Annotated in this window: 16 protein-coding genes and 2 pseudogenes; 7 read left to right on the top strand and 11 right to left on the bottom strand. The window is 72.0% G+C overall.

The genetic code is table 11. The features are described from left to right. Positions 1-122: 122 nt before the first annotated feature. Entirely contained in the window at positions 123-821 is a 699-nt protein-coding gene (locus ACZZ0J_RS04265) for a FadR/GntR family transcriptional regulator (protein WP_463435043.1), read from the bottom strand. A 206-nt stretch (positions 822-1,027) separates the two neighbouring features. Here ACZZ0J_RS04265 and ACZZ0J_RS04260 point away from each other — a divergent pair, with 206 nt between their 5' ends. Beyond that, positions 1,028-2,578: a GntP family permease gene (locus ACZZ0J_RS04260; RefSeq protein ID WP_463435041.1), complete on the top strand. Its 1,551-nt coding sequence runs from the start codon at positions 1,028-1,030 to the stop codon at positions 2,576-2,578. After that, entirely contained in the window at positions 2,575-3,102 is a 528-nt protein-coding gene (locus ACZZ0J_RS04255) for a gluconokinase (RefSeq protein WP_463435039.1), read from the top strand. Before ACZZ0J_RS04260 ends, ACZZ0J_RS04255 begins: the two co-directional genes overlap by 4 nt. On the opposite strand, the gene ACZZ0J_RS04250 is transcribed toward ACZZ0J_RS04255, so the two are convergent. From ACZZ0J_RS04250 to ACZZ0J_RS04240, 3 genes and pseudogenes are all read right to left on the bottom strand, one after another. Next, a complete protein-coding gene (locus tag ACZZ0J_RS04250; RefSeq protein WP_463435037.1) occupies positions 3,099-3,857 on the bottom strand; it encodes a 3-keto-5-aminohexanoate cleavage protein in 759 nt (252 codons plus the stop codon). The genes ACZZ0J_RS04255 and ACZZ0J_RS04250 overlap by 4 nt on opposite strands. An 11-nt stretch (positions 3,858-3,868) precedes the next feature. Then, positions 3,869-4,783 carry a L,D-transpeptidase gene (locus ACZZ0J_RS04245; RefSeq protein ID WP_463435035.1) on the bottom strand — a complete coding sequence of 305 codons (915 nt, stop codon included), beginning with the start codon at positions 4,781-4,783 and terminating at the stop codon, positions 3,869-3,871. A gap of 40 nt (positions 4,784-4,823) precedes the next feature. Beyond that, positions 4,824-6,487: pseudogene (locus ACZZ0J_RS04240) on the bottom strand (ABC-F family ATP-binding cassette domain-containing protein). A gap of 81 nt (positions 6,488-6,568) precedes the next feature. On the opposite strand from ACZZ0J_RS04240, the gene ACZZ0J_RS04235 reads away from it, so the two are divergent. Together ACZZ0J_RS04235 and ACZZ0J_RS04230 are read left to right on the top strand one after the other, a co-directional pair. Beyond that, on the top strand, positions 6,569-6,985 hold the full coding sequence (locus tag ACZZ0J_RS04235; protein ID WP_123937737.1) for an HIT family protein: 417 nt from the start codon (positions 6,569-6,571) through the stop codon (positions 6,983-6,985). Positions 6,986-7,069: 84 nt separating this feature from the next. Further along, positions 7,070-7,375, top strand: coding sequence for an EthD domain-containing protein (locus tag ACZZ0J_RS04230; RefSeq protein ID WP_194647904.1), 306 nt, complete (start codon positions 7,070-7,072; stop codon positions 7,373-7,375). 100 nt (positions 7,376-7,475) lie between these two features. Here the strand turns inward: ACZZ0J_RS04230 and ACZZ0J_RS04225 are convergent, their stop codons facing one another. Further along, positions 7,476-7,817, bottom strand: coding sequence for a hypothetical protein (locus tag ACZZ0J_RS04225; RefSeq protein ID WP_463435033.1), 342 nt, complete (start codon positions 7,815-7,817; stop codon positions 7,476-7,478). A gap of 65 nt (positions 7,818-7,882) precedes the next feature. On the opposite strand from ACZZ0J_RS04225, the gene ACZZ0J_RS04220 reads away from it, so the two are divergent. Next, on the top strand, positions 7,883-8,782 hold the full coding sequence (locus ACZZ0J_RS04220) for an NmrA family NAD(P)-binding protein (protein ID WP_463435032.1): 900 nt from the start codon (positions 7,883-7,885) through the stop codon (positions 8,780-8,782). A 99-nt stretch (positions 8,783-8,881) separates the two neighbouring features. Here the strand turns inward: ACZZ0J_RS04220 and ACZZ0J_RS04215 are convergent, their stop codons facing one another. From ACZZ0J_RS04215 to ACZZ0J_RS04205, 3 genes are read right to left on the bottom strand one after another with little or no spacing between them, the layout of a single operon-like run. Continuing rightward, positions 8,882-9,769: an alpha/beta hydrolase gene (locus ACZZ0J_RS04215; RefSeq protein WP_463435031.1), complete on the bottom strand. Its 888-nt coding sequence runs from the start codon at positions 9,767-9,769 to the stop codon at positions 8,882-8,884. Next, positions 9,766-10,449, bottom strand: a complete 684-nt coding sequence (locus tag ACZZ0J_RS04210) for a TetR/AcrR family transcriptional regulator (RefSeq protein ID WP_463435030.1) — start codon at positions 10,447-10,449, stop codon at positions 9,766-9,768. The genes ACZZ0J_RS04215 and ACZZ0J_RS04210 overlap by 4 nt, the downstream gene beginning before the upstream one ends. A 9-nt stretch (positions 10,450-10,458) precedes the next feature. After that, positions 10,459-11,223 carry an acetoacetate decarboxylase gene (locus tag ACZZ0J_RS04205; RefSeq protein WP_463435029.1) on the bottom strand — a complete coding sequence of 255 codons (765 nt, stop codon included), beginning with the start codon at positions 11,221-11,223 and terminating at the stop codon, positions 10,459-10,461. A gap of 80 nt (positions 11,224-11,303) precedes the next feature. On the opposite strand from ACZZ0J_RS04205, the gene ACZZ0J_RS04200 reads away from it, so the two are divergent. After that, positions 11,304-12,170, top strand: coding sequence for a 3-hydroxyacyl-CoA dehydrogenase family protein (locus tag ACZZ0J_RS04200; RefSeq protein ID WP_131879730.1), 867 nt, complete (start codon positions 11,304-11,306; stop codon positions 12,168-12,170). A gap of 128 nt (positions 12,171-12,298) precedes the next feature. Beyond that, positions 12,299-13,669: an amidase gene (locus ACZZ0J_RS04195; RefSeq protein WP_463435028.1), complete on the top strand. Its 1,371-nt coding sequence runs from the start codon at positions 12,299-12,301 to the stop codon at positions 13,667-13,669. Positions 13,670-14,168: 499 nt separating this feature from the next. Here ACZZ0J_RS04195 and ACZZ0J_RS04190 read toward each other — a convergent pair. The 3 genes and pseudogenes from ACZZ0J_RS04190 to ACZZ0J_RS04180 all read right to left on the bottom strand — a co-directional run. Next, positions 14,169-15,332, bottom strand: a pseudogene (locus ACZZ0J_RS04190) (extracellular solute-binding protein); the annotation flags it as partial. A gap of 47 nt (positions 15,333-15,379) precedes the next feature. Continuing rightward, positions 15,380-16,273 (bottom strand): carbohydrate ABC transporter permease, encoded by an 894-nt coding sequence (locus tag ACZZ0J_RS04185; RefSeq protein WP_123294247.1) that lies wholly within the window; start codon positions 16,271-16,273, stop codon positions 15,380-15,382. Continuing rightward, positions 16,270-17,253, bottom strand: coding sequence for an ABC transporter permease (locus tag ACZZ0J_RS04180; protein ID WP_463435027.1), 984 nt, complete (start codon positions 17,251-17,253; stop codon positions 16,270-16,272). The genes ACZZ0J_RS04185 and ACZZ0J_RS04180 overlap by 4 nt, the downstream gene beginning before the upstream one ends. Positions 17,254-17,334: the final 81 nt, after the last annotated feature.

Below are 17,334 nucleotides of genomic sequence, written 5' to 3'. Positions count from 1 at the left end.
TCTCGGCGTGCGGTCGCGCGCGTTGTGGAACCTCGACGACCAGCGCACGGCGTGTTGCGGAACCTCGGCGGTCAGCGCCCGGCGTGCCGGCCCTCGCCCGCCCCCGCACCCCGCACACCCGGTCAGCCGCGCGGGGCCTCGGCGATGAACTCGTCGCGCGTGACGCCGACGAGCGCCGTCGTCGCAGTCGCCGCGGCGGCCCCGTCACCTGCGACGAGCGCGTGCCCGACGGCCTCGTGGCGGAGTGCCGCCTCGCGCGTCCAGCGCGTGATGGTGTCGCGCGACTCCGACGTGCGGGTGCGCAGCAGGGCCTCGACGGTGCCGGCGAAGTGCGCGAAGACGGCGTTGCCGGAGCCGGTGAGCAGGGCGCGGTGGAAGCGGACGTCGGCCTCGAGGTACGCGCGGCTGTCCTCGCGCGCGCAGGCGGCGAGCATGTCCTGCGCGGCGTCGAGGACGGCGGACGCCCCGGAGCCGCCGGCGGTGAGCGACGCCGCGACGGGTTCGACGCCGAGCCGCAGTTCGAGGAGTTCCCGCTGCTGCACGAAGTAGGCGGGCGAGGCGCCACGCCAGCGGATGACCGTCGGGGCGAGCAGTTCCCACGACCCGATGCCGAGCACCTGCGTCCCGACGCGCTGCCGGGGTTCGACCAGTCCGAGCGACTGCAGGACGCGGAGCGCCTCGCGCACGACCGACCGGGACACGCCGAACTCGTCCGCCACGAGCTCGGGGCGGACCACCGTGCCGGGGTCGAGCGCACCGTCGACGATGCGCTGCCCGAGGGTGTCGAGCACGTGGGCGTGGAGTCCGCGGGCTGGGGGCATCGTTCCTCCGTGCAGTACGGGTCGCGCGGTCGGCGTGACGTCGGTCCCATCGAAACGGCAGACTGCGTCCGAGGGCGGACGGCGCGCGGCGGATCGTCGTATAGTCTGATTAATCAGATTATTGAGGGTTGGCGCGCGCAGCACCAACCGCCCCTCGACACGAAGGCGACGGAGCCGCGCGGCAGCGGCTCCAGGAAGGGGCACCGATGCCTCACGCTCCAGTCCACCTGCTCGCCCACCCCGTGGGCACGGTCCTCGCGGCCGAGGGCGGCGGTACCGAGACCGTCGACCCGTCCGGGCCGATCCCGCAGCTGATCATCGCGGCGCTGGTCGGCATCGTCGTGATCATCGCGCTCATCACCTGGCTCAAGGTCCACCCGTTCATCGCGCTCGTGATCGGTGCCCTGGGCGTCGGCATCGGTGCGGGGCTCGCGCCGGACAAGGCCGTCGTGAGCTTCGGCAACGGTTTCGGAGCGACGATGACGAGCGTCGGCATCCTGGTCGGCCTCGGGTCGATGTTCGGCAAGATGCTCGTCGACTCCGGCGCCGCCGACCGCGTGGTCGACACCCTGGTGCGCAGGTCGTCGAAGGCCGCGCTGCCGTGGACGATGGCCCTGATCGGTGCGCTGATCGGCCTGCCGATGTTCTTCGAGGTCGGCCTCGTGCTCCTCATCCCGATCATCGTGCTCGTCGCGAAGCGCAGCTCCGTGCCGATCATGAAGATCGCCGTGCCCGCCCTGGTCGGCCTGTCGACGATGCACGCGTTCGTCCTGCCGCACCCCGGCCCGCTCGTCGCGATCTCGACCGTCGGCGCGAACCTCGGCACCACGCTCGCCTTCGGCATCGTGCTGGCGATCCCGGTCATCATCCTGGCCGGGCCGGTGTTCGCCCAGTTCGCGGCACGCTGGGTCGACATCCCCGCGCCCGACATGTTCGGGTCGCGTGGGTCGGACTCCGGGTCGGCGTCCGGTCCGCAGGACCCCGCCTCGGGCGGACGGGAGGCCCGGCGCGGCCCCGCCACGCAGGACACCGCGTCCCTGCCGGGCGGCAAGAGCGACTTCACGCGCGTCATCAGTGAGCCGCGCAGTCCGTCGTTCACCGTCGCGCTCATCGGCATCCTGCTGCCCGTCGTCCTCATGCTCGCCCAGGCCGTCCGCGAGGCCACGATGCCCGACGCCGCCGGCTCGTGGGTGAGCCTGCTCGACTTCCTCGGGTCGCCGATGATCGCGATCGGCATCGCCGCGATCTACGCGATGGTCTTCTTCGCGATCGGCGGCGGCATGGACCGGTCCGCCGTGGCGAAGTCGCTCGAGAGCGCCCTGCCCCCGGTCGCCGGGGTGCTGCTCATCGTCGGAGCCGGCGGTGGGTTCAAGCAGGTGCTCATCGACACGGGCATCGGCGGCGTGATCGCCGACGCCGTGAAGGACTCCGGCGTCTCGGTGCTCCTCGTCGCCTGGGTCGTGTCGGCCCTGGTGCGCGTCGCGACCGGTTCCGCCACGGTCGCCACCGTGACCGCGGCGGGCATCATGGCCCCGATCGCCGCCGACCTGTCCACGCCGATGACCTCGCTGCTCGTGCTGGCGATCGGCGCCGGCTCGGTGTTCCTGTCGCACGTCAACGACGCCGGGTTCTGGCTCGTCAAGGGCTACCTCAACACCACCGTGGGGCAGACGTTCAAGACGTGGACGGTGCTCGAGTGCCTCATCTCGGTGCTCGGTCTGCTCGGTGTGCTGCTGGCCGGGGTGTTCATCCGATGAGCGGCGACTCCGCTCTCGACGCACGCGTGCTGGTCGTCATGGGGGTCTCCGGTTCCGGCAAGTCGACCGTCGCCGCGATGGTCGCCGAGCATCTCGGGTGGGACTTCGCCGAGGGCGACGCCATGCACCCGCAGGCCAACGTCGACAAGATGCACGCCGGTACGCCACTGACCGACGAGGACCGCTGGCCGTGGCTCGACGTCGTCGCTGGCTGGATCCGCGGGCACCTCGACGCCGGCACGCACGGTGTCGTGACCTGCTCGGCGCTGAAGCGGTCGTACCGCGACGTGCTGCGGGCGCCCGGCGTGGTGTTCGTGCACGTCGACGGTGACGGCGCGTTGATCGAACAGCGCATGTCGCAGCGGTCTGGCCACTTCATGCCGACGTCGCTGCTGCAGTCCCAGCTCGCGACGCTCGAGCCGCCGCAGGACGACGAGGCGCACCTGACGGTCGCGGCCGACCGCACTCCGGAGGAGGAGAGCGCCGAGGTCGTGGAGCGGCTCGGACTCGGCGGCGGCCGCTAGCTGCTGTCAGAGTCCGAGTCGGATCCGGTGCCGGCGCGGCTGGCTTCGGACACCAGGTGCGCTGCAGCGGCGGCGAGCTGTGTGTTCGACGTCACCGCCGTGCCGTCCTCGAGCACGCCCGTGTCCTCGAGCCCGGTGCGGATCGCGTGGCCACGCGCGAGGGCTCGGCGGCTCACCTGCCACGAGGCTGCGCCGATGCCGTGGTGCAACTGGGGGAGCCGGACCCCCGCGGCGGCGACGATCGACTCCATCGCCGCGTCGAGCGCGAGCGCGGTGTCGACGTCGTCCACGAGCGGCTCGACGACGAGGCGGACGAACCGGTCGTGTCCACCCTTCCGGACGAACCGCTCGGCGTCGTCGGTGCTCAGCACGCACGCCTCGACCCCGACGCCGCGTCGCGCGAGGAGATCGGTCACGTCGTCGATCCCGTCCTCGCCCTGGTTCGCGGCGATCAGGTCGGGCAGCTCCGTCCACGAGGAAACGAGGTCGAGACGTTCGCGGGGGTCGGGCACGATCGCTGCGAAGGTCGTGACGTTGAGCGGGATCCCCGGGCACGCCGCCCGCACGGCGCGGAGCATCCGGCCGACCGGTCCGGCGGCGAGCGACTCGGCGCCGTCGTCGTCGAAGGCGTGCAGGTGGAGGAGCGTCGCGCCCGCCGCCACACACGCTGCCGCGTCGCGGGCGATCTCCACCGGTGTGCGCGGCATCGCCGGGTGGGTGGTGTCGCCGTTCAGGGCGAGTTGCAGGTCGGGCACGTGGTCGCTCCTCAGCTGAACCGGATCGGGGTGCCGACGGGCAGGGCGGCGAGGGTGCGGGTCATCTCCGCCGAGATCCGCACGCACCCGTGCGAACTGCCGGTCGGGTCGGGGTAGTAGTGCAGCGCCGTCAGTGCCGCGTTGCCGCCGTACGACGGGATCCGCGACGAGTGCGCGCCGGTCAGGATGATCGGGTTGCCCTGCGTGTAGGTCACGCGGGTGTCCACGTACGCCGCTTCGACGTAGGTGGCGGTGTCGGACGGCGTGGGGTCCTCGGGGGTGCCGAGCCGGGCCGCCTCGGTCGCGGTGACCTGGCCGCTCCGGGTGACGACGGAGACCGTGCTCCGGGTGACGTCGACGCGGATCATCCGGTCGGTGTCCGTGACCGTGAAGTCGGCTGCCCGTGCCCAGGCGAACGTGGCGCTCGGCGCGTCCGGGTCGCCGCCGTCACCCGGGGTGCGGTTCCGGGCCGGGGTCGAGACGAGGAGCATGCCGCCGTCGACTCCGGGCGACCGGCCCCAGACGGCGGTGGCGGCGGGCAGGTCGATCGTCGACACCCGGTGCGACAGCGTGGCCACCGGGCGGGCGCGGCTCGACGGGCTCGCGTACAGGGCCACGAGGTCGTGCCGCGGGGTGGCGATCTGCCAGGTGTCCGCGGGGCGGACGTCCCCGCCGTCGAGCAGTTCGGGGACGACGCCGTCGTGGAACGCCAGCGGCAGGGCGGCGAGGGTGGCGGCCGACGGCGCGCGGGGGACGGCCGCGAGCGTCGGGGTGGGGGTCGGCGTCGCGGTCGCGGTGGCCCGTGCGGTGTGGGTCGGGTCGGCGCCCGGACGGTCGGCGGTCACCCCGACGACGACGGCGGCCGCGACGGCGAGCGCAGCCGCACCCCCGACCACGGCGATCCAGCCCCTGCGTCGCATCGGCATCCCCCTGTGCTCCTGGTGTCGGTCATCGTTCGTGACCCGGTCAGCGTTCGGTGACCCGGCCGGCGTCGACGTGCCACTGCCGGTCGAGGCGGACGGTCTCCAGCATGCGCCGGTCGTGCGTGACGAGCAGCAGCGTGCCGTCGTACGACTCCAGTGCCTGCTCCAACTGCTCGATGGCCACCAGGTCGAGGTGGTTCGTCGGCTCGTCGAGCACGAGCACGTTCACCCCGCGGGCCTGCAGCAGCGCGAGTCCGGCGCGGGTCCGTTCGCCGGGGAGAGCGCCGACGCGGGCCGTCCGACGTGGTCGGCCTTCAACCCGAACTTCGCGAGCAGCGTCCGGACGTCGGCGGTCGTGTACTCGGGCACGATCGCCTCGAACGCCGCGGCGAGCGACTGGTCGCCGGTGAAGGCCGCACGGGCCTGGTCGACCTCGCCGACGGCGACGCTCGACCCGAGCGAGGCGGTGCCGGTCGTCGGCACCTGCTTGCCGAGCAGTGCCCGGAGCAGCGTGGACTTGCCGGCGCCGTTCGGTCCGGTGATGCCGATGCGGTCGCCGCCGTCGACCTGCAGCGACACCGGGCCGAGCGTGAAGTCGCCCTGCGTGAAGGTGGCGTCGGACAGGGTGGCCACGACGGCCGAGGACCGGGGCGCGCTGCCGATCGTGAACTCGAGCTGCCACTCCTTGCGGGGCTCCTCGACCTCGTCGAGCCGCGCGATGCGGGACTCCATCTGGCGGACCTTTTGCGCCTGCTTCTCGCTCGACTCCGAGGCGGCCTTGCGCCGGATCTTGTCGTTGTCCGGGGCCTTCTTCATGGCGTTGCGCACGCCCTGGCTCGACCACTCGCGCTGTGTGCGGGCACGGGAGACCAGGTCGGCCTTGGTGGAGGCGTAGTCCTCGTACGCGTCGCGCTTGTGCTGCCGGGCGATTTCGCGCTCCTCGAGGAACGAGTCGTAGCCGCCGCCGAACAGCCGGTTGGACGACTGCGCCAGGTCGAGCTCGAGCACGCTCGTCACCGATCGCGCCAGGAACTCCCGGTCGTGGCTGACGAGCACGACCCCGCCGCGCAGGCCCCGGACGAACCCCTCGAGCCGGTCCAGCCCGTCGAGGTCGAGGTCGTTCGTGGGCTCGTCGAGCAGGACGATGTCGAACCGCGACAGCAGCAGCGCCGCCAGCCCGACCCGAGCGGCCTGCCCACCGGACAGCGCGGTCATGAGCGAGTCCGGTCCGACGCCGTCGTCACCGGCTCCGGTCTCGAGGCCGAGGTCGGCCAGGACGGCGGGGATGCGGTCCTCGAGGTCGGCGGCGCCCGCGGCGAGCCAGCGGTCGAGCGCCGTCGAGTAGCGGTCAGCGGCAGCGTCGCCGGCGTCGGGGTCGCCGAGCGCGGCGGCCGCGGCGTCCATGGCCTCGGTCGCCTCGGCCGAGCCGGTCCGTCGGGCGATGTACGCGGCGACGGTCTCGCCCGCGATCCGCTCGTGCTCCTGGGGGAGCCAGCCGACGAACGCGTCGGTCGGTGCGAGCGACACCGTGCCCGCCAGGGGCTCGTCGACACCCGCCAGCAGTCGGAGCAGGGTGGACTTGCCGGCACCGTTCACGCCGACGACGCCGATCACGTCGCCCGGTGCCACCGTGAGGTCGAGGGAGTCGAACAGCGTGCGAGCGGCGTACCCGCCGGACAGGCCCTTGGCGACGAGCGTGGCGGTCATGCGCCAATCGTCCCACGCGGCGGCGCGCGAACGGCACCGCCCCCGGAGCGCCAGGTGCTCCGGGTGCAGCACACTGGACGGATGGCATCCTGCGTCTTCTGCGCGATCATCGCCGGCGACGAACCGGCCGTGTGGGTCGAGCGCGAGGACCACGCCGTCGCGTTCGCGCCGCTGCCCGGGTCCGCGCTCGCACCCGGGCACACCCTCGTCGCACCGGTCGAGCACGCCGACGACCTGCTCGGTGCCGCACCGGTGGCGCTGGCCGCGACCGTCGCACTCGCCCAGCGGGTCGCACGGGCGATGCGGGGCGCACTCGGGGCCACCGGCACCGTCGTGCTGCAGGCCTCCGGCGCCGATGCCGGGCAGAGCGTGCGGCACCTGCACTTCCACGTCGTGCCGTGCTGGCCGGACGACGGCACGACGCACTGGCCGGAGCCGCCCTCGGCACACGTCGTCGACGGCGACCCGCACGCACTCCTCGCCGAGATGTTCGAGTAGCCGATCCCGGGCAGCGGTGCGCGGAACGGAGTGGAGTGGGCGCTGCACCGTCACCCGTCCCACCGACACCCGCAGGAGCACACCATGACCACGAAGATCACCCTGATCATCGACAACCCGGCCGACCCGTCGGCGTTCGAGCAGTCCTACGTGGAACTCGAGGCACTCGCCGCGAAGCTGCCCGGCCTGCAGCGGCTCGAGGCGGCGAAGGTCTGGCCGAAGGAGGACGGCACCCCCACACCGGCGCACCGCACCCTCGACCTGTACTTCGCCTCGTACGGGGACGCCTCCGACGCGGTGGCGACCGCCGAGGCCGGCGCGTTCTTCGAGCGGCTCGGTGGCACCGGCGCCACGTTCACCGGCCTGTTCTCCGACATCGAGCACGAGTAGCACCGGGCCGGGCCAGGCCGGGCCGGGCCCGTGCCCGTGCCCGTGCCCGGGTTTCGGGCTCAGCGACACTCCTCGGGTCCCGCGCCGCGTGGAGTGTCGCTCAGCGCGAACCTCGGCCCGGCAGGCCCGGCAGGCCCGGCAGGCCCGGCACCGGCGCCAACCGGCCCGCGCCGACGGGCAGCACACCCGCGCGGTACTCGAGCACCTCGGCATCGCCGACGGTCACCGTCGCCGCACCGAAGCGCCATGCCCGGTTGAACAGGTACACCCCGATCACGGTCCGGCCGTCGTCGGCGACCGCCCACGTGCCGGTGCCCCACTGCGCCGGGTGCCCGACCCCGTCGATCGTGACGGTCGGGCGGGCGAACCAGGTGAGCAGGGGGCGAGCGAGCCGGAGCTCGATCCGGCGCTTCGTCGTGCCGGAGGGGAGAGTCGTGTCCACCTCCGCAGGATACGTGGACTCCGCACCTGTACCCGCCGCACCCGCGCACCCGTAGCGTGGCGGCCATGACCACCACCGTCCTCGTCGCCGGCGCCACCGGAGACCTCGGCGGACGCATCGTCCGCGAGCTCCTGCAGCACGACACCCGCGTCCGCGTCCTCACCCGCCCGTCGAGCACCGGCGCCCAGCGGCAGTTCGCCGACGACGACCGCATCGACGTCGCCATCGCGGACTACACGGACGCACCGGCGCTGGTCACGGCGCTCGCCGGGGTCGACGTCGTCGTCTCCACGGTCAGCGGTACCCGCGCGGTGATCGTGGACGCCCAGCGCGCCCTGCTCGGCGCCGCGGTCCAGGCCGGCGTCCCGCGGTTCATCCCCTCGGACTACGCCGCCGACTACCGCTCGATCACGCCCGGCTCGAACCGCAACTTCGAGCTCCGCCGCGAGTTCGCCGCCGCCCTCGACGCTGCACCGATCCGTGCGACCTCGGTGCTGAACGGGGCGTTCACGGACATGCTCACCGGTCAGGCGCCGCTGATCCTCTTCGACCGCCAGCGGGTGCTCTACTGGTCGTCGGCTGACCAGGTCCTCGACTTCACCACGAAGGACGACGTCGCGCGCGTGACGGCGCTCGTCGCACTCGACGTGGACGCACCCCGTGTGGTCGAGGTCGCCGGCGACCGCGTCACGGCACGGTCGATCGCCGACACGATGTCCCGACTGACCGGCACCCCGTTCCGGTTGCAGTGGGCGGGGACGACCGGCACGCTGTCGGCGATGGCACGGATCGGCCGACGGCTGTCGAAGGACGATGCCGAACCGTTCCCGGCGTGGCAGGGCATGCAGTACTTCGTGAGCATGTTCAGCGGCGAGGCGGAACTCCACCACGTCGACGACGACCGCTTCGGTCCGCACGGGTGGACGAGCGTCCGCGACGTGCTCGCAGCCCACCTGGGCGTCTGACGGTCCGACCGGGAGGCCCGCCCCGCGTCGCGCAGGACGGCCGGCGGTCCGCCGCCGTGGCCGTCACGGGCACGCGCCGGCCGGGTCCTGCGCTGACGGTCAGGCGCCGCGGACGGCCCTGACGATCTCCTGCCGTGCTGCTCGTCCGCTGCGCGTCGGCAGCAGGGGGAACACGTGCAGCGCGCCGGGGCGCTCGCGCAGCGTGACGTCCACGCCAGCGGACCGGGCGGCCGCGACGAGCAGGTGCGCGTCGGGGTTCAGCACGTCGTGGGTCCCGGTGTGGACGAGCATCGGGCCGAGGCCGTGGAACGAACCGGTCAGGGGACTGACGACCGGGTCGTCGATCGACAGGCCGTCGGCCCACAGGTGACCGAGGACGCGGCCCCCGTCGCGACCGAGCCACGGGTCGCTCGGTTGCACCTCGGGGATGCGCGGGTTCGAGAAGCCGAGGTCGAGCGCCGGTGACACCAGGACGGTCCGGAGCGACGGTACGCCCTCGTCGCGCAGGGTCTGGGCGACCGACAGCGCGATCTGCCCGCCGGCGGAGTCGCCGGCGAGCTGCACCCGCCCGCGCTGGTCGATGACGCGGCGTGCGACGTCGATGACCAGGTCGTGTGCCTGTCGGGCGCTGCCGTCCGGCAGGAGTCGGTAGATCGGCACGGTCACGGTGGCGCGCGCCTCGGCGGCGAGCTGGGCGATGAGCGCCCAGTGCTGCGGGGCGATCTCGTGGACCCAGCCGCCGCCGTGGACGTACACGAGGTCGCGGAGCGGTGGCTGTCGGCTCGGGGCCACGGTGTACACGGGGGAGCCGCCCTGACGGTGGACGTCGACGCGCACGTCGGGCCGGAGGCGCTTCGGTGGTCCGGAGGGTTCGGGGCGGAGGGCCTGTCGGCGGACGGCTCGGTGCGCTCCCGCTTCGGTGACGAACGGTGCGTTCGCGTGCGTGGCCCGCAGGAACAGCGGGACCGCGGCTTCGGGGACGATCACGCGGTACCTCCTGCGTCGTCGGTGTCGTCGGTACCGTCGGCCTCGCGCACCGGCTCGCTGAGTCCGAGGAGTGCGCCCCGCACCGCGGCGACGCGGATGGTCGCGGCATCGTCGTAGAGCACCGTCTGGCTGACCGCGCCGACGTGTGCCGCGACCACCGCCCGGGTGAAGACGTCCGGCGCGACGGTGAGACGTCGGCCCTGCGCCGTGACCGACTCGACGAGCAGCGGTTCGAGTGCCGCGTGGAAGGCGTCGGTGTGCGCTCGGAGCAGTGCCCGGAGCTCGGGTTCGTGTCGCGCCCGGGACAGCAGGACCGAGCGGATCGCGTACCACTTGCCCTCGGGTGGCAGGCCGCCGAGGACACCGGAGACGATCGCGTCGACGGACTGCGGGTCGGTCGTGCCGAGCGCGGCCCGGAAGCCGTCCTCGAGCCGCTCGACGACCACGGCCTCCTGCGCTTCGTACACCGCGAAGAAGAGCTCGTCGGTCGTCGCGAAGTTCGAGTAGAAGGCCCCGCGCGTGAACCCCGCACGTGCGACGATCGCCTCGACGCTGGCCGAGGCCGAGCCGGTCTCGTCGAACAGCGCCTCGGCCGCGCGGACGAGCTCCGCGCGGGTGCTGCTGCGCCGCCGGGTGGGGCGGGCGGGTGCGGCGGTGTCGTCGCTCACTCGTGGGGACATCGGCTCATCCTAGGAGGCGTCGTCCGACCGGCGCGGGTCGGCCAGGTAGTCGTGCACGGACCGCACCGGCGCGAGCGTCAGGTCGGTCAGGACGTGCGAGGCGCTGATGACCTCGAGCACCGGCAGGTCGGCCATCGGCGCGAGGGCGTGCTCGAACAGCTGCAGGCGGGCGGGCCCGGTCCAGGCCGTCTTCACGACGATGTCGGTGATCTCGGTCCGCACGAGGTCGGCGGCGCGCAGCCCCAGGGTCGTCACGTCGGGGACGAGCTTCACCATCCAGGTCGGCACCGTGATCTGCGCCGCGGCCTCGACCGGGTCCATCGGCTCCCACTGGTACGCCATGGTCGCCGTCGCCACCCGCTCGGCACCGCGGTCGAGCGTGCCGACGAGGGCACCCTGGTCGACGCGCAACCCCGGGGTCCCGAGCACCTTCGGGTAGGCGCTCAGTTCGCGACCGGCGAGCGTCGCCGCGGAGTTGTCGAGGTACATGGCGTGCAGGTACTCGCCGACCTCGCCGTCGTGGGTGACCTGGATCGCCTGACCGGACTCGACGTAGGGGCCGTAGCCGTCGACGTCGCCCATCTTCATGACCTCGAACCGGACCAGCGGCGCGTCGACCCGCAGCGGCTCCGGCACGACGGCGCGGAGGGCGTCGGGGTCGGTCCGGTACACGACGTTGAAGTACTCGCGATCGGTGAAGCGCGTCGGGCGGAGCGGGTAGACCGGCGCGGTGAGGGGCGTGGTGGCGTGGCGGAGGACGTCCGAGGCCTGCATGGGAACTCCTTGTCGAGTTGCGATACGTTCCGTACTGAGTACGTTGTGTATCGAACTTACACCCGAGAACGAAGGACACCATGGGCTTCTCCCTGCCGACCGACATCCGCAACCGACCCGTCACCGTGATCGGCGGTGGGACCCTCGGCCGTCGCATCGCCCTGGTGTTCGCCAGCGCCGGTGGCGAGTCCCGCGTGTACGACCTCGCCGAGCCGGTCCGCACGGCCGCCGTCGAGTACGTCGAGCGCGAGCTCCCGGCGCTCGCCGCGGCGCGGGACGGGGGCGCGGTCGGCACCGTCCGCGCGTTCGACGACCTCGACGAGGCCGTCGCCGGTGCGTGGCTCGTCGTCGAGGCGATCCCGGAGCGCCTCGACCTCAAGACGACGGTGTTCGGACAGCTCGACCGCGCCGTCGGGGCGGACACGATCCTGGCGAGCAACTCGTCGTCGTACGCGAGCCGACTCGTGATCGACGAGGTCGAGCACCCCGAGCGCGTGCTGAACATGCACTTCTACATGCCGCCGGCGCAGAACGCCGTCGACCTGATGAGCGACGGGGAGACCGACCCCGCGGTCATCGACCTGCTGCTCGAGGTCCTGCCGACCTACGGCGTCCGGCCGTTCGTCGCCCGCAAGGAGTCGACCGGGTTCATCTTCAACCGCATCTGGGCGGCCATCAAGCGCGAGTCCCTGGCCGTCGTCGCCGACGGGGTCTCCACGCCGGAGGACGTCGACGCCATGTTCGCGGTGAACACCGGTTCGCCCGCGGGGCCGTTCCGGATGATGGACCAGGTGGGGCTCGACGTCGTCCTGGACATCGAGGAGCACTACGCGGCGGAGGACCCGCACCTTCCCGAGGGTCCGCGGCAGCTGCTCCGGCAGTACGTCGACGCGGGTCACCTGGGTGTGAAGACCGGCCGCGGCTTCTACGCGTACGACCAGCACTGAAGGACGACCAGCACCGTCGGACGACCGGCACCGTCGCCGCCTAGGCTCGGGAACCGTGTTCGAACTCCACCACCTCGCCGCACAGGAACTCTGGGACTGGATCCGCCGGGGAGGCGACCGCGCTCGAGGTGACGGAGCACTATCTCACCCGCATCGAGCGCCTCGACCCGGCCCTCGGTGCGTTCGTGACGGTCACGGCGGACGCCGCGCGCACGAGAGCCGACCGTCTCGGGGACCTGGTGCCGACGTCCAGGCCGTTGTGGGGCCTCCCGTCCGCCGACAAGGACCTGTACGACCGCGCCGGGGTTCCCACGCGCTCCGGCACCGCGAGCCTGCCGGAGCGCCCTGCCGGGGCCGACCACCCGCTCGTCGCGGCGCTCGACGCCGCCGGCACGGTGAGCCTCGGCAAGACGGCGTCACCGGAGTTCGGGATGTCCTCGTCGTCGGAGACCCGGTTCGGCGTGACGCGGAACCCGTACGACACGACCAGCGCGCCCGGGGGGTCGTCGAGCGGGGCGGCGGTCGCCGTGGCGGCCGGGCTGCTGCCCGCGGCCGTCGGGTCCGACGGCGGGGGATCGGTCCGGATCCCGGCCGCGGCGACCGGACTCGTCGGTCTGAAGCCGAGCCGCGGGCGGGTGCCGTCGATGCCCGGCCGCTCCGGCGTCGGTGGGCTCTCCGTCGCCGGCCCGCTGACCCGGTCCGTCGCGGACGCGGGGATGCTGCTCGACGCGCTCGTCGCGCCGACCGGGTTGCCGGAACCGTCGCCGTACGCCCTGGTCACACCGTCCCGCGGTGACGGTCCGTTCACCGCGGCGGCCGTCCGCGGTGAGGGACGCTTCGTCGTCGGGCTGCTCGACGGCTCACCGTGGGACGACACCGTCGACGTCGTGGTCGACCCCGCGGCGCGCGCCGCCGTCGAGGCCGCGGTGCGGGTGCTCGGCGAACTGGGGCACGGCGTCGAGGACGTCCGAATGCCGCGGGCGCCGTACGCCGACGCGTTCCGGGTGGCGTGGGAGAGCTCCGCGGCGCGGCTGCCAATGGTCCCCGGCATCGACCTGACGGCGCTCACGCCGCTGGTGGCGTGGCTCGTCGAGCGGGGACGGCGGCTCACCGGTACGCAGGTGCTCGACGCGATGACGGCGCTCGACACGTTTTCGGCGACGCTGATCGGTGCGTTCGACCGGTTCGACGCCGTCCTGTCACCGACCCTCGCACTGACCCCGCGGCCGCTCGGCTGGTACGGCGACGACCCGGACGAGGACTTCCGCCGCCAGTGCGCGTACTCGCCGTGGACCTCGATGGCGAACGTGGCCGGGCTCCCCGCGATCACCCTGCCGGTCGGGGTCACCGCCGACGACCACCCGGACGGCGGTGGCCTGCCGATGGGCGTCCAGTTGATCGGGCGTCCAGGGGGCGAGCGGGTGCTGCTCGCGATCGGGGCCCAGCTCGAGCGGCGGCTGCGCTGGCAGCGGCGGCACCCGGCTGCCTGGACCGCGTGACCGCCTGGGCTAGCTCTGCTTCTCGATCGCCTCGGAGTACTCGCGGCGCATCTTGTCCCCGGCGGCCGACACCCACGTCGCCCGTGCGGCCTTCACCTTCGCCAGGTTCGTCCGCCCGAGCACGTAGTCGTTGCACACGCTGTTGAACGCGGTGCTCGCCGACGCCGTCGCCGCGGCCGAGGGGGTAGAAGCCGTCCACCGGGTTCTTCACGAGCATGTCCTGCGTCTTGGTCTGGTACTGGTGCGACTGCCGCAGCTGCTCGTCGATGCGGACCGCGGTGTTCAGCACCTGCGGGCCGGCGCCGAGGCGGTACAGCGCGCTGGCGTTGATGGTCTGCTCGCCGGCCTTCGTCAGCGTCGCGTCCGGGCCGCTGCCGGTGTGGTGGACGCCCTTCTCGCCGTGGGTCAGCGTGAACGCCTCCTTCGACCCGAACGGTGCGGAGAGGTAGTCGATGAGCCGGAGCTGGGCCTTGATGCGTTCGGGCGTCGCCTTCTTCAGCGCGGCGAACGAGAAGCTCGACGTGCCCTGGTAGTTCGCACCGGGGCCGCCCGTCGCTCCGAAGGGCACGATGCCGCCCGTGACGATCCCCTTCGGCATCGACACGTCGAGCAGGGCGGAGATGCCGTCGAGGTGCATGAGCACGGTGCCGTTGTTGATGTACGTCTTCGCCTTCGCGCTCTCGAGGCTGGGGGTGTCCGGGTGGAAGACGCCGAGGTTCCAGAGCTTCTTGACGTAGCCGAGGGTCTCGAGCCACGCGTCGGTCTCGTTCTTGTGGGTGAGTTCGCCGCCCTTCGACATCGCCCACTGGTTCGGCACGCCGAAGGTGGCGCCGATGAAGTCGTACGCCCAGTCGACGCCGCTCGCCCCGCCCTGGCCGGCGATCGCGTACCGGCCGGCCTTGGCGTCGGTGACGGCCGTGCACAGCTCGGTGAACTCGTCCTTGTCCTTCGGGGCCGGTGCTGCGCCCGTCAGCTGCTCGATGAGGTCGGGGCGGCAGATCATCACCGACCCGAACGGCGGCCGGTGTTCGGGGACGCCGTAGATCTTCCCGTTGATGCGGGCGCTCCGCCACGACGCGGTGGGGATGTTCGCCAGGTTCGGGTAGTCCTTGACGGCGTCGCCGGAGAGGTGCTCCGACAGGTCCGCGAACTTCGCGTCGAGCAGCTGCGGGAACCGTGGTGGCATCGCGAACGTCAGGAACTCGACGATGCCCGGGATGTCGTTGCCGGCGGTCATCGTCGCGAACTTCGCGGCGAACGAGTCGCCGGGCACGAACGTCAGGTCGTACTCGGTGTCCGTCAGGCCGCCGACGTAGTCGAGGAACGAGTTCTGCGCCGGCGGCGGCGCCGCGTAGGTGACGACGAACCCGGTGGTCTTCTCACCGTCGCCGACCTTGCCGGTGACCGAGGTGAAGAGCTCGCTGTCCTGCGGGTACGAGTAGTACACGGGCTGGACGACGCCGTTGCCGGGTAGGTCGGGCTTCGGCCCCTTGGTGATGGGGACGTAGGTCGGCAGCGCGGCCACCTGGTCCGAGATGGTCGCGGCGTTGCCGCCGGTGGAGCACCCGGTCAGGCTGCCGGCGGCGCCGAGGGCGACGAGGCCGAAGGCGGCGCCGGAGATGAGGGTCCGGCGGCTGAGGCCACCGGTGGTGGTGTCGGTCATGGTTTCTCCCGTGAAGCGTCGGGTGGCAGTGGGGTGGTGGGGCCGTGTCAGCCCTTGACGGCGCCCGTCAGGACGCCCTTGGTGAGGTGGCGCTGCACCAGGGGGTAGGCGGCGAGGATGGGGATGATCGCGATCATCACGACGGCCATCTGGATCGACTCCGCCGGCGGCTGCATCGAGGCGTCGGACCCGGCGCCGGACACCAGGCTTGAGCCCTGCAGGACGTAGGTGCGCAGTACCAGCTGCAGCGTCCACTTCGTCGAGTCCGACAGGTAGAGCAGCGCGTTGAAGAACGCGTTCCAGTAGCCGACGGCGTAGAACAGGCCGACGACGGCGATGACCGCGCGGGACAGCGGGAGGACGAGCTGCCACAGGATGCGGAACTCGCCGGCGCCGTCGATCTTCGCGCTGTCGATGAGCTCCTGCGGGATGCTCATCATGAAGCCGCGGACGACCACCATGTTGAACACGCTGAACGCGCTCGGCAGGATCAGCGCCCAGTAGTTGTCGAGGAGCCCGAGCTGCTTCACCATGAGGTACAGCGGGATCATCCCCGGCGCGAACAGGAACGTGATGAGCACGAAGGTCAGCAGCGGCCGTTGGAACAGCGAGCCCTGTCGGCTGAGCGCCCACGCGGCGAGCACCGTCGACGCCAGGCTGATGACGGTGCCGACGACCGTGACGAGCAACGTGACCACCACGGCGCGGGTGACGACCCCGCCGGACAGGATCTGTACGTACGCGGACAGGTCGAACGACCTCGGCCACACGACGTAGCCGCCGGCAGCGGTGACGTCCGCTTGGCTCGACACACTGGTCGAGAAGACGATGAGGAACGGGAACAGCACGACGGCGAGGATCAGGACGATCGCGACGGCCTTGAGTGCGAGGACGACGGGTGTGGGTTTTCCGGCCCAGACCGGACGGGCGATGGTGCTCATGACCGTGAATACACTCCCTGCTCACCGAGCATGTGGGCGGCCTTGTTCGCCGCCATGATGAGGACGAACCCGACCAGGCCCTTGACCAGACCGACCGCGATGCCCGTCGACCAGTTCCCGTCGACGACGCCGTGGTAGTAGACGTAGGTGTCGAGGACCTCGGCGGCATCGGCTCCCACGGCGTTCCGTTGCAGGATGATCTGCTCGAACCCGACGGACAGGGCCTCGCCGAGCCGCAGGATCAGCAGGAGCACGATGATGGGCCGGATGCCCGGCAGCGTGATGTGCCAGAACCGGCTCCACGCCCCCGACCCGTCGATCGCGGCCGCCTCGTACAGGTTGTCGTCGATCGCCGCGAGCGCCGCCAGGAAGATGATCGTGCCCCAGCCGGCGTCCTTCCAGATCACCTGCGACGTCAGCAGCAGCTTGAACGTCTCCGGGTCGCTCATGATCCCGATGGTCCCCGTGTCGAGCTGCCGCAGCGCGTGGTTGACGACACCGCCCGATCCCAGCGACTGCTGGAAGAAGCCCACGACGATCACCCACGACAGGAAGTGCGGCAGGTAGAGCACCGACTGCACGGTCGCCCGGAGCCACGGCCACACCAGCGAGTGGATGAGGATGGCCAACGCGATCGGCACCGGGAAGAACAGGATGAGCTGCAGGAACGTGATCTCCAGCGTGTTCACCGTCGCCCGCCAGAACTCCGGGTCGGCGAACATCAGCTGGAAGTTCGTGAACCCGACCCACGGGCTCTGGGCGATCGGGATGTACGGCTGGTAGTCCATGAACGCGATGACGTTGCCGATCATCGGCACGTACACGAACAGCAGCAGCAGGACCACCGCCGGCGCCACCATGAGCAGCAGCGGGTAGTCGCGTCGCAGCCGAGCGAGGAACGGGACCTTCCGCGGGGCCGGGGCGCCACCGGACCGGGTGGTCCGGGGCTCGGTGGTCGGATCGACCAGCGTCGCGCTCATGTGGCTCCTTTGCTCACGTGGCTGGGGGTTTCGTCATCCTGTGGCGTCCGTATGATGACGGTCAAGCCGCGGTATTCACCC

It is taken from the genome of Curtobacterium sp. AC272, from assembly GCF_979258155.1.
Note: the sequence above shows the minus strand (reverse complement) of the source record. Positions and strands in the feature narration are given on the sequence as shown.